This window comes from Apilactobacillus timberlakei, assembly GCF_002993965.1.
Classification (GTDB): Bacteria; Bacillota; Bacilli; order Lactobacillales; family Lactobacillaceae; genus Apilactobacillus; species Apilactobacillus timberlakei.
The window spans coordinates 199,872-214,672 of sequence record NZ_POST01000002.1; the positions used below are offsets into that span (position 1 = coordinate 199,872).

At 29.1% G+C, this 14,801-nt stretch carries 13 protein-coding genes and 1 riboswitch; of the genes, 5 read left to right on the top strand and 8 right to left on the bottom strand.

Annotated elements, in window-relative coordinates; genetic code table 11:
• Positions 1-77 precede the first annotated feature (77 nt).
• Entirely contained in the window at positions 78-1,325 is a 1,248-nt protein-coding gene (gene purD, locus C7N71_RS02950) for a phosphoribosylamine--glycine ligase (protein ID WP_105987680.1), read from the top strand.
• 61 nt (positions 1,326-1,386) lie between these two features.
• Here the strand turns inward: purD and C7N71_RS02955 are convergent, their stop codons facing one another.
• Together C7N71_RS02955 and C7N71_RS08250 are read right to left on the bottom strand one after the other, a co-directional pair.
• On the bottom strand, positions 1,387-1,830 hold the full coding sequence (locus C7N71_RS02955) for a hypothetical protein (RefSeq protein WP_105987681.1): 444 nt from the start codon (positions 1,828-1,830) through the stop codon (positions 1,387-1,389).
• A 79-nt stretch (positions 1,831-1,909) separates the two neighbouring features.
• Complete coding sequence (locus C7N71_RS08250; RefSeq protein WP_263850882.1) at positions 1,910-2,035, bottom strand: hypothetical protein; 126 nt, start codon at positions 2,033-2,035, stop codon at positions 1,910-1,912.
• 623 nt (positions 2,036-2,658) lie between these two features.
• Between C7N71_RS08250 and C7N71_RS02960 the strand changes: the two genes are divergently transcribed.
• The 3 genes from C7N71_RS02960 to hxlB all read left to right on the top strand — a co-directional run bounded on the left by C7N71_RS02960 (position 2,659) and on the right by hxlB (position 5,534).
• Entirely contained in the window at positions 2,659-4,287 is a 1,629-nt protein-coding gene (locus C7N71_RS02960; RefSeq protein WP_105987682.1) for a peptide ABC transporter substrate-binding protein, read from the top strand.
• An 84-nt stretch (positions 4,288-4,371) separates the two neighbouring features.
• Complete coding sequence (gene hxlA, locus C7N71_RS02965; RefSeq protein WP_105987683.1) at positions 4,372-4,998, top strand: 3-hexulose-6-phosphate synthase; 627 nt, start codon at positions 4,372-4,374, stop codon at positions 4,996-4,998.
• Positions 4,998-5,534: a 6-phospho-3-hexuloisomerase gene (gene hxlB / locus C7N71_RS02970; RefSeq protein WP_105987684.1), complete on the top strand. Its 537-nt coding sequence runs from the start codon at positions 4,998-5,000 to the stop codon at positions 5,532-5,534. Before hxlA ends, hxlB begins: the two co-directional genes overlap by 1 nt.
• A 172-nt stretch (positions 5,535-5,706) precedes the next feature.
• Here the strand turns inward: hxlB and C7N71_RS02975 are convergent, their stop codons facing one another.
• The 4 genes from C7N71_RS02975 to C7N71_RS02990 form a co-directional block, all read right to left on the bottom strand.
• The gene (locus tag C7N71_RS02975) at positions 5,707-6,843 is read right to left on the bottom strand and encodes a family 20 glycosylhydrolase (RefSeq protein ID WP_105987685.1); all 1,137 of its coding nucleotides are present in this window, start codon (positions 6,841-6,843) and stop codon (positions 5,707-5,709) included.
• Between the two features lie 19 nt (positions 6,844-6,862).
• On the bottom strand, positions 6,863-7,339 hold the full coding sequence (locus tag C7N71_RS02980; RefSeq protein ID WP_105987686.1) for a glutathione peroxidase: 477 nt from the start codon (positions 7,337-7,339) through the stop codon (positions 6,863-6,865).
• A gap of 86 nt (positions 7,340-7,425) precedes the next feature.
• Positions 7,426-7,968 carry a folate family ECF transporter S component gene (locus C7N71_RS02985; RefSeq protein ID WP_105987687.1) on the bottom strand — a complete coding sequence of 181 codons (543 nt, stop codon included), beginning with the start codon at positions 7,966-7,968 and terminating at the stop codon, positions 7,426-7,428.
• A gap of 67 nt (positions 7,969-8,035) precedes the next feature.
• Positions 8,036-8,128, bottom strand: a riboswitch (THF riboswitch).
• Between the two features lie 47 nt (positions 8,129-8,175).
• Positions 8,176-9,039, bottom strand: coding sequence for a DegV family protein (locus C7N71_RS02990; protein ID WP_105987688.1), 864 nt, complete (start codon positions 9,037-9,039; stop codon positions 8,176-8,178).
• Positions 9,040-9,216: 177 nt separating this feature from the next.
• Between C7N71_RS02990 and C7N71_RS02995 the strand changes: the two genes are divergently transcribed.
• A complete protein-coding gene (locus tag C7N71_RS02995) occupies positions 9,217-10,944 on the top strand; it encodes an NFACT RNA binding domain-containing protein (RefSeq protein WP_105987689.1) in 1,728 nt (575 codons plus the stop codon).
• Positions 10,945-11,199: 255 nt separating this feature from the next.
• Here C7N71_RS02995 and C7N71_RS03000 read toward each other — a convergent pair whose 3' ends face one another.
• Entirely contained in the window at positions 11,200-13,695 is a 2,496-nt protein-coding gene (locus C7N71_RS03000) for a carbamoyl phosphate synthase preATP-grasp domain-containing protein (RefSeq protein WP_105987690.1), read from the bottom strand.
• Between the two features lie 5 nt (positions 13,696-13,700).
• Positions 13,701-14,774 (bottom strand): carbamoyl phosphate synthase small subunit, encoded by a 1,074-nt coding sequence (locus C7N71_RS03005; RefSeq protein ID WP_105987691.1) that lies wholly within the window; start codon positions 14,772-14,774, stop codon positions 13,701-13,703.
• Positions 14,775-14,801 lie beyond the last annotated feature (27 nt).

Consider the following 14,801-nt stretch of genomic DNA (forward strand, 5'->3'; position numbering starts at 1 on the left):
AGATATTAGGTAGCACGATGGTTCGATTCCATCCATACTTATCTTTAATTTATTGATATAGATTAGGAGTGCTAATAATGGAAAATTGGTTGGTAATTGGTTCGGGTGGTCGTGAATACTCAATCTCCCAATGTTTAGCTAAAAAAGATAATCGTAGTGTGTATGTTGCACCAGGTAACCCAATGATGGAAAGAATGGATAATGTTCATTGTGTTCAAATTAATGAAATGAATTTTAATGATTTAACCGTATTTGCTCAAAGTCATCGTTTTGTTTGTACAATTGTCGGACCTGAACAACCTTTGTCCAAGGGAATTGTTGATGTCTTTAAAAAATCCGGCCTAAAAATTTTTGGTCCTGATCAATATACGGCACAATTAGAAAGCTCCAAGGTATTTGCTAAAGATATGATGCAAAAAGCAAGTATTCCAACAGCTGATTTTCAAGAATTCTATGACACTAATAGTGCTTTGGCATACGTAGATAGTCATAATTTACCATTAGTGATAAAAGCAAATGGACTAGCAGGTGGTAAAGGTGTAATCATTGTGAATACCAAGTCACAAGCTACTAATGCAATTAATCATTTATTTTCCTTACCTAATCAACAATCAATAATTATTGAAGAGTATTTAGATGGTGAAGAATTTTCATTTATTGTTATGGCAAATGGCGAAGAATTTATTCCCATGCCATTAGCACAAGATCATAAAAGATTAATGAATAATGATGAAGGACCTAATACTGGCGGGATGGGAGCATATAGTCCTTTGCCTCAATTTGGCAATGAGGTTACTCAAAATGCAATTAATAAAGTGATAAAGCCATTACTAAGTACAATGGTAAATGAAGGGCATCCCTTTGTTGGATTTTTATATGCAGGATTAATTATGACTAAACAGGGTATTAAGGTCATTGAATTCAATGTTCGAATGGGTGATCCTGAAACTCAAGTGATCCTACCGCAATTAAAAAGTGATTTAGGTGATTTAATCATTAACTTATTAGATGGTAAAAAGATTCATGCAAAATGGGGTGCATCTGAATATTATTTAGGAACAGTGTTGGCTGCTAAAGGTTACCCTAAAAAGCCATCAGATCATTTAGAATTACCTAAATTTCCTGATGGTACTAATATTATCTATTCAGGAGTTCAAGATGATAATGGTCTTATTTATAGCCATGGTGGGCGAGTGTTGATGGTTACTACTAAAAGTAATAATATTCTAAACGCACAACATCAAATTAACGAATTAATTTTAAAATCAGTCAATCAAAATGATTACTTGTATCGTAGTGATATAGGTTTAAAAGCTATAAAATAGAAAATTATGGAATAAAAAAGCTGTCCATTAGCCAATCATTAGGTTAATGGACAGCTTTTATTTAAATGTTAACATTTTTGTTTTGAATAAATGTATTTAGTAAATTTATTATGCTTATAAATTCGATAATTATGAACATTTCAAATGGAAGCTCTTTATATATAAAATAAAAATAAATTATAAATATAATTAAACTTACGTTTACTAAGAACTTAAAATTTTTGTTTGCTTTAGTAAAGTTTAAAATGGCTTGTATTATCATCAAAAAAGCTAATACTGCAAGCATAAATACCAACATATGAGCATAATGTCCACTTGATCCAGAATACATCATTGATACAAGTCCAAAGAACATAGCAAATCCTATTTCAAAGATGGATAGTACAAAGTTTATTATTACTGTCATATATGAATATAACACAACCTTTTTTTGTTGAAATTTTAAAAAATTAGATGCCTTTATGGCGGGAATTAATGCCATTCGTCCACGGGCTGGAGACTCCATCTTTATTCTTCTATTTTTTACCTAAAATTAATTTTATTTTAGAGACCTTTTTTATCAAATTGAGCATTCCCATTGAAGGTTAATGTTTTTTACTATTATCTCTTTTTAAATTATCAATTATGATATTGCTTTCATTACTATTTGAGCTCATCTTTTGATCATTTTTAATGATATATTTATAAGAAACATTATTATCTTTTTCCATATTTCTTATATCATTACCTTTAAATAAAGATTCATCATCTAATTGGACTATTTGATCATTCTTTACGTCAAAATATATATTTTTATTACTTCCATCATCTGTGTTATCAAAAATCGGTGATTTTACTTGCTAAGTGTAATTATCATTAGATTGATTTAATATTTGTTTTGTAGAATTGTTAGATGATCTTCCATATAAAGTGATTATGATAACTATTATTGATTTTATAGTAATTGAAATTTTTTAGACATATTTACAGATTCTTTATTAAAGTAAATCATGAAAACGTTTAGAAAATTAAATATTTATAATAACTCGTTATATTTGACTTATGCATTTATTTAAAGTATTATTCATGATAATAAATTATACGAAAGGAGGACTATCACATTATGAAACGTTTATTTAATAACCAATGTAAATGTTGTTGTATTTTAAATGTTAGCACTAATGTGGTAGCCCTTTTTAGCATGTAATGTTTTATCTTATATAGAATGAATTAGTACATATAATTTTTAACTTACATAACTAGAGCCACTAGATATTAGGCTAGCATTTTTTGTTAGCGCTTATCTAGTGGCTTTTTTGTTTGATTTATATAATATTTTAGAGGAGTGAAAGGTATGAATTTTTATAAAGCATTATTATCTTCTGCATTATTAATAACTGCTGGGGGTGTTTTGACTGCTTGTGGTAACAATGAAACAAGTAAAAGTAAGTCACAAACTCTAAACTTATCAGCTAATAGTCGTTTAGATACTATTGATATATCTAAATCTGGTGGGTATGGATCAACCGGTAATGTATATGAAAGTTTTTATCGCTTGGGAGAAAAAGGGGCAATTACTCCAGGACTTGCTTCTAAAGGTTATAGCAGTAGGGATGGTAAAACATGGACTTTTAAAATAAGAAGCGCTAAATTTAGTAATGGCGATCCAATTACTGCAAATGATTTTGTATATTCTTGGCGTCGTACAGTTAATCCTAAAACAAAGGCTCAATATTCTTATTTATTTAATGCTGTTAAAAATGGCCAACAAATTAATGCTGGTAATATGAGTCCTAATAAATTAGGCATTAAATCAATAGATAAACATACAGTACAAATTAATTTGAACAAACCAGTTGCTTACTTTAAAACACTGATGGCATATCCATTATTTGGTCCACAAAGTAAAAAGACTGTACAAAAGTATGGAAGCAAGTATGGTACTAATTCAAAATACATGGTCTATTCTGGTCCATTTAAAATCGTTAATTGGAATGGAGTAGGTGATAAGTGGTCATATGTAAAGAATAACAACTATTGGGATAAGAAGGCTGTAAAATTAAATAGAATTAATTATAGCTTTGTTAGTGATAGTACAACTAGTTTAAATTTGTATAATCAAGGGCTACTAGATGTGACCCCATTAGCTACTGATCAATTACAGAACTATAGAAATGATAATACAATGAAAGACTACTCTTATTCAATGATTTCTTACTTAAGGTATAATTTTAATAGTCAAAATAAAGCATTGCATAATAAAAATATTCGCCGTGCTATATCATTATCAATTGATAGGTCATTATTATCACAAAAGGTATTGTATTTAAAAGGTTCATCTGAGGTTACAGGTTTTGTTCCTAAGGGCTTAGCATACAGTCCAATTAATAAAAAAGATTTTTCAGAGCAACAATCAGTCAATAATACATTAAATTACAATCCCAAATTAGCCAAAGCTTTATTTAAGAAAGGGCTAAAAGAGTTGGGGATGAATAGTGTATCTATTAATTTATCAAATAGTAATGATAACAATAATTCAAACGTTGCTGCTCAATACTTAAAAGAACAATTAGAAAGTAATCTTAAAGGGATGAAGGTTCAATTAACCAGTTTGCCGGCAAAAATTTATACACAAAATGAACAAGATGGAAAATTTGATGTGGGCTTAGACACATGGGGCGGTGACTTTAATGATCCAATTACCTTCCTTCAAATTCCACAAAAAGGAACACCTTATAATTATGGAAAATATGAAAATAATAAATATGATAATTTAATTAATAAAGCAGAAAATGAAGATGCTAACAATCAGGGAAAACGTTGGGATGATTTAATTGATGCTAGTAAAGAATTAAGCAAAGATCAGGGTGTAACACCATTATTTCAAAATAGCGCTTATTATCTACAAAAAAATAACATTCACGGAATCATCCATAATACTGCAGGAACTCAATGGAATTATAAATATGCTTATATAGGTTAAAATGTTTTACAAAGAATTCTTCATATGAAATAATGTATTTTCGCGCTATAAGTAAAATACATTATTTAAAAGGAGATTTAATTTATGAAATTACAATTAGCAATTGACTTAGAAGATATTGATGGTGCAATGAACTTAATTGAAAAAACCAAAGACAGTGTGGATGTATTTGAATACGGAACTCCTTTAGTAATTAACTTTGGTTTAGAAGGCCTAAAGAAGATTAGAGATAGATTCCCGGATATTACATTATTAGCTGATGCTAAAATTATGGATGTTGCTTCATATGAAGTAAGTCAAGCATTCAAATATGGTGCTGATATAACAACTATTTTAGGTGTGGCTGAAGATCAATCCATCAAGGATGCAATTAAGACAACTCATGAAATGGGCAAAGAATTACTTGTAGATATGATTGGTGTTCAAGATATCGCTAAACGTGCTCAAGAACTAGATAAAATGGGCGCTGATTATATCGGTACTCATACTGGTTATGATTTACAAGCACTGGGTAAAACCCCATTTGAAGACTTACACACCATTAAAGAAAATGTTAAAGAAACTAAAACAGCTGTTGCGGGTGGAATTAAGGTCAATACAGCAGAAAAAATCATTAACGAACAACCTGATTTATTGATTGTTGGTGGTGGTATTTCTACAGTTGATGATCCTGCTAAAGCTGCTAAAGAAATTAAGGCAATGATGAAATAATGAATTATTTGGAAAATATTTTAGCAGAATTATCTAATTCTGCTAAAAATATAGATAATCAAAATATTTCTAATGAAATTATTAAAAGTAATCAAATATTCACTCATGGTTTGGGCCGCTCAGGCTTAGTTTTAAAAATGTTTGCGATGAGATTGGCTCAATTAGGCCACAATAGCAACGTTGTTGGTGAAACAACCACAAAATCAATTCATAAAGATGATTTGTTGATTTTGGCATCTGGTTCAGGCAATACAGCACAAGTTAAAATTGTTGCTCAAGAAGCTAAAAAAGTTGGTGCTAATGTCATTTTAATTACATCAAATGAAGATTCTGAAATTGGTAATATTGCTGACTATGTTGTTAATATTCAAAGTAAATCTAAATATGAAAATGATGATTCAATAACTATTCAACCAATGGGATCATTATTTGAACAAACTTTAATGTTATATTTAGATTCAGTTGTCTTACAATTAATGAATGAAGAAAATATAAATGAATCTGATATGATGAATAATCATGCAAATTTAGAATAGTTATTTTAATGAAAAGCTCTATATTAATATAGAGCTTTTTTGTTTTAACATTTTATAACTACTTCGTATAATATATATTATGTAAAGTAGAAAAATAAATAAAAATATAGAACACTTTCCTGCTCCCTACTTAAAACATTAATAAAAAAGCCAAAGATTTTATCTTTGGCTTTTAAAAACTTTTTGAATAACTTAGATAACTTTTTATATAAGTTTTTAGATTATTATATAAATTTAAATTAGAAATATTGTAATTATCATCGTTCCAAATTGACAATTGCATTCCAATATTCTTTTTACTTTTATCTAGATGATTAGTATCATTATTATTCCAAATTTGTGGATCCCATTGTTTTAAACTATTTTTCCAAAATTGTATATTATGCTGGTTAAATAGTTTTTCATTAGCAATTAAGTATAAATAATAAAAATTACAGTTAATGGTTTTAAGGCCTGCTTTATTCAATTCTGGCATCGTAGCTCTTAATGCCATATTTCGATCACTTTGTTCTTTATTAGCCCTTTGGCCACTATAACTCCAATAATCTATTAAAATATTTTTATTATATTGATTAATAACATTTTTATGAAAAGCATCATTCCACATAATCATCTTTATATTATGTTGGTTAACGTAATTATCCATATCATTAATATATTTAACTATTTGATTTTCTTGTTTGTTATTAGCTACAGTTATTTCATCCCCACCAATTGATATATGAGCATGAGGTTTGATTAAAGGTAAATATTCACTAATTATCCTTTTAGATAATTTTATTGTTTTAGGATTAGAATAGTCCATTTCATTATATCCATCATTTCTAACAATTTGTCTATATAAAGTATCTTCACCGTTTATTTTTAATAAATTAAAGATACTTTGTGCATGCCCTGGTACATCTACCTCAGGGATAATTTCAATGTTTTGATTGTATCCGTAGTTAATAATATCTTTTAACTGTTCTTTACTTAAAAATGGTAGTTTAGTTWTTTTATTATAATATACACCAGACTTATAGTAAGAATCTTTCGTGTTTTGATGCAATGTATTACTTTCTAAAGCAAAGTTTTCATTGTCGGTTAAATGAAGGGTTAAGTATGTCCCTTTATATTCATGAACTTCATTAATATATTTTTTAATAGTGTTTACATCTTTAAATGAACGTGCACAGTCTAAACTAATCCCGACTTGTTTTTTAACAGCTTTTACATTTGTTAATTGTCGATAAAATATTATTGCTATAACAGCAAATACAATTGTTATAAGTAAAAATACAATTGTATAAAAACTTTTAGAAGATTTCATATATATCCCCTTACTTTAATTAACCATTATTTATTTCATTAATGATATCTTGCTCAAATTTTTTAGGGGCTTTAAAAGGAGAATACCTTTTTACTAAGTTACCTTCACGACCAATTAGAAACTTAGTATAGTTAAATTTTATTCGTCCATGTTTTGATTGATCTTTTAAATATTTAAATAATGGCAATTCATTTTTACCATTAACTCTTGCTTGTTTAGATATTGGAAAAGTAACTCCAAAATGTATTTGACAATATTCACTAGTTTTCTGATTAGATTTTAACTCCATATGAAATTGATTGGATGGTACTCCTATAACGATAAGCCCATCATCACTATATTTTTGATATAAATACTCAAGATCTTTCAACTGCCCCGCCAAGCCACATTTACTGGCAGTATTAACAATCAATATAACCCTATCTCTAAAACGATTAAAATCAATTGTTTGTCCATTCATTTCAGTTAATTTAAAATCATATATATTTTTAGCCATTGAATAAGATCCTTTCTAAAGAAAAAAGATTATGAATCTTTATCATAATCTTAATATTAATCATTATTATACAAAACAATTTTTAACTAGTTCCAATGATTCTTAATTAATTTTTGAACCGTTGGAATATTGAATAATCCAACCAAAACAATTAATTGAATTGGAACTAAAATCAATTCTTTAATTAATCTAGAAATGATTATAACTTTCCAATCAATTCCATTATATAACGTCAACCAAAGCGTATTTAAGAAAATATGAATAACTAGGCTGATAATAATTTGAGCTGAAATTAAATTTCTTGTTTTAAATTGATAATCTTTAAACAAGAAGGATCCATATATAAATCCAGTTAATATAGCAGAAATAGTAAACCCAGGAATATATAATCCACTTCCACCTATAAAAGTGAATAAAATATCCATTATCCCTAAAACCATTGCCATCCATATTGGTCCATATAGGTAACATAACAATACCGTAACAATAAAAGTTGGCGTAATTACAATATATTGAGTATGTATTCCAACTTTGTTTAAAATAAAGCTTAAAGCCATCATTATAGCAATAATAGTAATATCGGACACTCTAAGCTTAGGTAAACTAAAAAATTTCTTCTTAATACTCATAAGACATCTCCTAAATGGAGCTGCCACGGACAAATTATAAAGTTGGCACACATAATATAACTATTGGTGGCGAATGCGGACAATATATCGCAAATTAAATTTTCGTCTAACGTTCACATTCCGTTCCGTTAGCACTTAACGCATAAAGTCCTACTCCTAATATTTGTTAGCAATTAAAATATATCATTAAAAATAATTCTTTACAATCTATTTATCTGAATCAATCATCCATCCCAAAGCTAAAGCTTTTTCGCCAAGATGAGTCCCAATCACTGGACCAAAGTAACTTTGCTCAACTGTCATGTCAGGATACATTTCTTTAATCTTTTTGGCCCAAACATTCCCTGATTCGGGATCATTAGCATTTATCACCATTGCTTTAATTGGGTAGTCAGCGTTGTTTACAGCTTCCTTAAATATTTCTTCAGTACGTTTTAAAGCCTTTTTACGGGATCTAACTTTTTCGAAAGCTACGATTTCATTAGTTTTATCGTCAAATGTAAGCAGTGGCTTAATCTTTAATAAACTACCTAGAAAAGCAGAAGCATTAGATAATCTGCCACCTCGTACTAAATTCTGCAAATCATCTACTACAAAAACTTCATTGATGGTAGCTCTGATTTCATCCATTTTAGATACAATGTCATCAATATTTTGATTGTCTTGTGCCATCTTTGCAGCTTCGATTGCTAGATTACCCATTAACTTAACAGTTAGCTTAGAATTGTAAGGAATTACCTTTATATTTTCAATAGTGGGTGCCAAAGATACTAATGAATTATAAAATCCAGAAATAGTACTTGCTAAATGAATACTAATAACGGCATCATAACCTTCATTGGCTAGTTTATTGTAAGTATCAACCATTTCCCCCATAGGTGGTTGTGAAGTACTAGGAAAAGATTCTGAGTTACGTAGCTTATCATAGAATTCTTCTGTTGAAATATCTACCCCTTCGTTGTAACTCTTTCCATCAATAATTACTGGTATTGGTACTACATTTATATTATATTTTTCTTGTTCTTCTTTAGACAGATATGAAGTACTATCTGTAACAATTGCAATTTTCATTATTAGTTTTTTCACCCTTTAATTCAAATTAATAATTACTTAAAAATTATATTTATTTATAAATTATAACATTAAAATATCTATTACCGTAAGTGAGATTGGTTTTTTGATAATGATATATATAATATGTATACTAATATTATGTGTCGATAAAAGTAACGAAAGTGAGATGATATTATGTCATTTGATGGATCATTCACTCATGCAATGACAAAAGAATTAAATAAAACTTTATCAAATGGTAGAGTATCAAAAATTAATCAACCATATGATAATGAAGTGATTATGGCAATTAGAGCTAATCATAAAAATTATCCTTTATTAATGTCTGCAAATCCTAACTATGCTAGAGTCCAAGTAACTAATGTTCCTTATAATAACCCTAGTGTACCTACTAATTTTACAATGACTTTGAGAAAACATCTAAATGGTTCTATATTGAGCAAAGTGTCACAAGTAGACAATGATAGAGTCATAAGATTTCATTTTATCACTAGAAACGAAATTGGTGATTTAAAAGAAATGTTGTTAATAGTAGAAATTATGGCTAGACATAGTAATGTTATTCTAGTTGATAAACAAGATGATATGCGAATTATAGATGCAGTTAAGCGTATCGGTGCGGATAAAAATAGATATCGTACTTTATTACCAGGCGATCAATACATTACCCCACCTAAGCAGAATATGTTTAATCCATTTGAAGCTAGTGATTCAAATATTAGTAGCATTCAAGAATTAGAAAGCAAATATCCTAATCAAGAGATGCTAGCATCTAATATCCAACACATTACTCAAGGACTGGGCAAAGACACTTCTTTATATTTAGCCAATTATTTACATCAAGATGGTAACGTCAAAACTTTATTCAATAGATTCTTTGAAAAATTTAACCAACCAGTACCAACACTCTTATTTAATGAGAATAATAAAGAAGGTTTTAGTGTTTACCCGTTCATTAATAATAGTAAAAATATACAATTTAGTAGTCTGAGTGAATTATTGGATAAATATTACGCTAGTCGAGCTCAAAAAGATCGAGTTAAGGAACAAGGTGGTACTTTAATTCATATCGCTAAAAATGAATTGAAGAAGAATCGTAATAAGAAAAAGAAACTACAAAAAACATTAGATAATACTAAAAAAGCCGATGAATATAGAATTAAGGGTGAAATATTAACGACTTATTTATATAAAATTGAAAGTGGGATGAAATCCATTGAATTACCTAACTTCTATGATGAAAATAAATTAGTAAAGATTAACTTGTCTAATCAATTATCCCCTTCTGAAAATGCTCAAAAATATTTTAAGCGTTATCAAAAATCTAAAAATGCGGTTATCTATGTTAATGAACAGTTAAAGAAAACCAATGAAGAAATTGAATATTTTGAAAATGTATTATCTCAAATTGAATTAGCAAATCCAGCTGATCTAACTGATATTAAGACAGAATTTAAGGAAGAGGGTTATTTAAAGAAGAATCATAATTCAAACGCATCTAAAAAGAATAAGCGTCAAAAGATTAGTAAACCTGAAGTCTTCACTTCCGATAATGGCATTCAAATTTTAGTTGGTAAAAACAACTTGCAAAATGATAAATTAACTTTAAAGGATGCCGATAAAAGAGATATTTGGTTGCATACACAAAAGATTCATGGATCTCATGTAATTATTAAATCATTTGATCCTGATGAAAAAACAATTCAACAAGCTGCTGAATTAGCTGCATATTTTTCTAAAGCACGCGATTCCGCAACTGTTCCTGTTGATTATGTAAAAGTTAAACATGTTAGAAAACCAAATGGTGCAAAACCAGGTTTAGTTATTTATGAAGGACAAAAGACAGCGTTTGTTACACCAAAGGAAAAAGATGTTAAGCATTTAAGAGAAAATAATAAATAGTTTATAAAAAAGATGCTCATTAGAACAATTATTTCTAATGAGCATCTTTTTGTATATTTAATTTTTAAGACAAGTTACCGATGCAAGATTAGCAGTACTAAACAATAAAATCATGGGGTGCAAAAATAAGTAATAGTTTATTTTTAATCATAAACTATCATCCTTTCCATAATGAATTTGAAAAGAAGATTTAATATGTTTTCAAATTCATTATAGTCATATTCTTGGGATTTTATCTTTAAATTTTAAACTTTTCTATTCATTTAATCTGAATTTTAATTTAGCACCAATCTCTTGTGAACTATTACCATGATCAATGTGTATGTTTAATTGTTTAAACGGAAAGGTTGCACGCATAGTAGTAATTCGATTTTGATTAGTATTTAATTTGTCAATAATTTTGCTATCAAACCTTTTAGTATAAAATTTAACGAGTTCACGAATCCAATTAATACCAGTTGCTTTACTTAAAAAGATTGTTTCAGTTAATCTTAATGGACGAATTCCTACATATTCTGATTCACCGTTATCTTTTTCGTTAAATAGTATCTGTACTAATCCAATCCAATTGGATTGATCAATGTGTGCAGATGCTTCTTTAATATTTTTTGTTAGTTGATAGTAATCAAGGCCTATATAAGGCATCTCATAATTAGTAACGTGATCCAAATCATTATTTAAATTACTAATTAATTTTTCAGATGAAATAAAGTAGTTAGTATCATTAGTAACAAAGAAATTTAGTGCATAGCTTACATTTTTAGGTAAGATAACTCCTGTATCTTGATCAGGTGGTAATATTTGGACATTTAATTCAGTATATTTTTTTAACTGTTTCATTAAAAAGTGTCTATTACCAGGAACAAAAACACGGACAGGCTCTTCTAATTCAATAATATTTAAAATATCACCTAATTGGATAGGCTCAATGTATTGTTTATCACTAATTTGCGGTGACAATGATAAAGCATTAGGATTATTATTCATTATTACTGTTTTATAACCTAATTTGTGTAATTGAATAAGCACTTCTGCTGTATAATAATCAGCTGCCGTATTAGGTCCTAATTTATTACCACCGCGACCAATAACTAACGCAGTTTTTTGTGACTCTTTATGCGATTCATTTTCTTTTTCAAAACTACTATAAAAAGATTCTATATTTTGTTCTAATTCTCCAGCTGAAGATTCAATTGACTTATAGGTTGGATATTCATTATATTGATGATAAATATCACGTACCTTTTGGATAGGGATATTCCAAGTTTCAGCCATCATTCCATCACCAAACCCAAATTGATGGGCATGCTCAATAGTATTTAGCTCCATAGGGTGATTAACAATTAACTTTTCAACATCCAATAATTTTTTTAATTTATAAAAATAAAATTGATTTATTTTAGTTAACTCTTCTAAATCATCAACCTGGTATCCCCTTCTAATGGCTTCAATTAATACTAATAATCGATTTGATTGGGGATGAATTAGTCTGTTAATTAGTTCATCATTATCGAGATTTTTCATGCTTGGGAGTACATCTCTAGGACTAAACTGAGAACTCCTTAGGGCTTTTAGCATAGCTTCCTCTACGGTTCTACCGACACCAATCGTTGATCCTACAGATTTCATTACGGTATTTAGTCTTTGACTAGCCTGTGGGATATTTTCAAATGGCCAAATAGGGATCTTAACTACTATATGGTCTAAGGACGGTTCCATAACGGCAGTTAAATGATTATACTTTTCCGGCAATTGAATTTCATTTAACTGTTTACCAAGCATTAAATTAGTACAAGTATAGACTAATGGATAACCAGTTGCTCTTGCAGAAAAAGCGGTACTTTGATTTACTAATGGATTAATCTTGGTTATAAAATATAGATTATCTTTTGCACTTAAAGCAAATTGTAAGTGGCATACTCCTACAATATCAAGATTTTCCATAATTTTAAAAGTGGCCGTTCTTAAATTCTGATATTCAATGTCAGTTAATGTCTGGATTGGAGATACAACAATTGAATCACCAGAATGTACACCAACAGCATCAACATTTTCTAATCCATTAACTAAAATCTTAGTACCATTTTCATCCCTAATCCCTACCATTTCAATTTGTTTAAAACCCACAACACTTTTTTCAACTATACATTTTTTATTTTGTTCATCAAATGTATTTTCCAAAAAGTAAGATAATTCATCTGTATTTTTACATACTTTTCGTTTAACAGAATCTTTTTGATTAATTGGTTTAATTATAACGGGAAAACCAATTTGTCTAACTACGTCAAATGCTTCAGATTCATTATTAACGATTTTAGATGGTATACATGGTTCATCCGATTGTTGAATTACTGTTTTCATTCGATTAGAATCATTAACTGTTTTTAATGCTGATTCTGATATCCCTAATACTTTAACATTCAAGTCTCTTAAGATACCTTGATTCATTAATTCCTGAGTAATATGAATGGCTCTTAAGCCACCTACAGTGGGAATAATTGCATCTGGCTTTGATTTCTTAATTACTTCTAATACATTTTTCAAATTAATTTCTTTTACAAAAGTATTAGCAGATTGAATTTCAGTCATGGTTAAAGAGAATGGATTATTGTCCATAATTAAGGCTTTAATTCCATTTTTTTTAAGAGCAACCATCATTTGAAAAGCCGCAGAATCCAATTCAGTTTCATTGCCAATCGAAGATGGACCACTTCCAAGTATTAAGACTTTTTTTATTTCATTATTAAACATTTCAGTTATCTCCTTTGTGAGCTAACGTTTTCTAAAAATTCTTCAAATAAGTCAACAGTATCTTCAGGTCCGGGCCCACCATCTGGAGAAAATTGAACTGAAAATGAAGGGAAATCACGGTGTCTAATACCCTGGACAGTACCATTTACTAAATCAATAAAAGTTATTAATAATTGATCATGTTTAATTGATTTAGGATCGACTGCGTACCCTTGGCTTTGTGATGCATATATAATTTGATTAGTGATAATTTGTCTAATGGGATGATTACTGCCATGATGCTCAACCTTTAATTTATAAGTTTCAGCACCGTTAGCTAACGCAAATAACTCGTGTCCCAACCCCATAGCAAACATTGGCAATTTTTCTTGGGTCTCTCTTATCATATTTAGTACTGACTCAGGTAAATCATTAGGCGAACCAGGACCGGTAGATAAAATTACTCCATCGGGATCTAAATCCATAATTTCCTTACTGCTTGTATTCCATGGCATTACAATAACGTTACAATCTAATTCAGCTAGACGGCGTAAGATGCCATATTTTAAGCCAAAGTCAATTAATATGATGTTATAGCCATCGCCTGTGTTAGGAAATGGTGCTTTGGTAGAAACCTGTTTTACCTGTTGATTAGTTAATACTGCTGCATTTAGTTGGTCAAAAGCATGTTCATCATTAACATCAACAATACTAGCCTTCATCGATTTATTTCTTCTAATACGGTGGGTTAATTCTCTAGTATCAATCCCCGCAATGCCAGGGATGTTATGTTGTTTTAAAAAACGATCTAAAGTTAAATTGCCTAATCTATTTGTAGAAATATTAGAGTATTCACGCACAATGATTCCTTTTGCGTTGGTAATAATGGATTCAAAACTTTTATGGTTAATACCAGTATTCCCAATTGATGGCTGGGTAAAGGTAATAATTTGATTATGATAAATTTGATTAGTAATAATTTCTTGATATCCTAACATATTTGAATTAACCACAATTTCACCTGTTGTAGTGGCTTGCGATCCAAATGCTTTACCCTTGTAAGATGTCCCATCTTCTAATATTAAATAACGTGTTGCCATAACATGCTCCTTAAATATATATTTAAG

Bases quoted from the DNA above. Each gene is read 5' to 3' on its own strand.
- purD (WP_105987680.1), top strand. From the start codon at position 78: ATGGAAAATTGGTTGGTAATTGGTTCGGGTGGTCGTGAATACTCAATC.
- C7N71_RS02955 (WP_105987681.1), bottom strand. From the start codon at position 1,830: ATGGAGTCTCCAGCCCGTGGACGAATGGCATTAATTCCCGCCATAAAG.
- C7N71_RS08250 (WP_263850882.1), bottom strand. From the start codon at position 2,035: ATGGAAAAAGATAATAATGTTTCTTATAAATATATCATTAAAAATGAT.
- C7N71_RS02960 (WP_105987682.1), top strand. From the start codon at position 2,659: ATGAATTTTTATAAAGCATTATTATCTTCTGCATTATTAATAACTGCT.
- hxlA (WP_105987683.1), top strand. From the start codon at position 4,372: ATGAAATTACAATTAGCAATTGACTTAGAAGATATTGATGGTGCAATG.
- hxlB (WP_105987684.1), top strand. From the start codon at position 4,998: ATGAATTATTTGGAAAATATTTTAGCAGAATTATCTAATTCTGCTAAA.
- C7N71_RS02980 (WP_105987686.1), bottom strand. From the start codon at position 7,339: ATGGCTAAAAATATATATGATTTTAAATTAACTGAAATGAATGGACAA.
- C7N71_RS02985 (WP_105987687.1), bottom strand. From the start codon at position 7,968: ATGAGTATTAAGAAGAAATTTTTTAGTTTACCTAAGCTTAGAGTGTCC.
- C7N71_RS02990 (WP_105987688.1), bottom strand. From the start codon at position 9,039: ATGAAAATTGCAATTGTTACAGATAGTACTTCATATCTGTCTAAAGAA.
- C7N71_RS02995 (WP_105987689.1), top strand. From the start codon at position 9,217: ATGTCATTTGATGGATCATTCACTCATGCAATGACAAAAGAATTAAAT.
- C7N71_RS03000 (WP_105987690.1), bottom strand. From the start codon at position 13,695: ATGTTTAATAATGAAATAAAAAAAGTCTTAATACTTGGAAGTGGTCCA.
- C7N71_RS03005 (WP_105987691.1), bottom strand. From the start codon at position 14,774: ATGGCAACACGTTATTTAATATTAGAAGATGGGACATCTTACAAGGGT.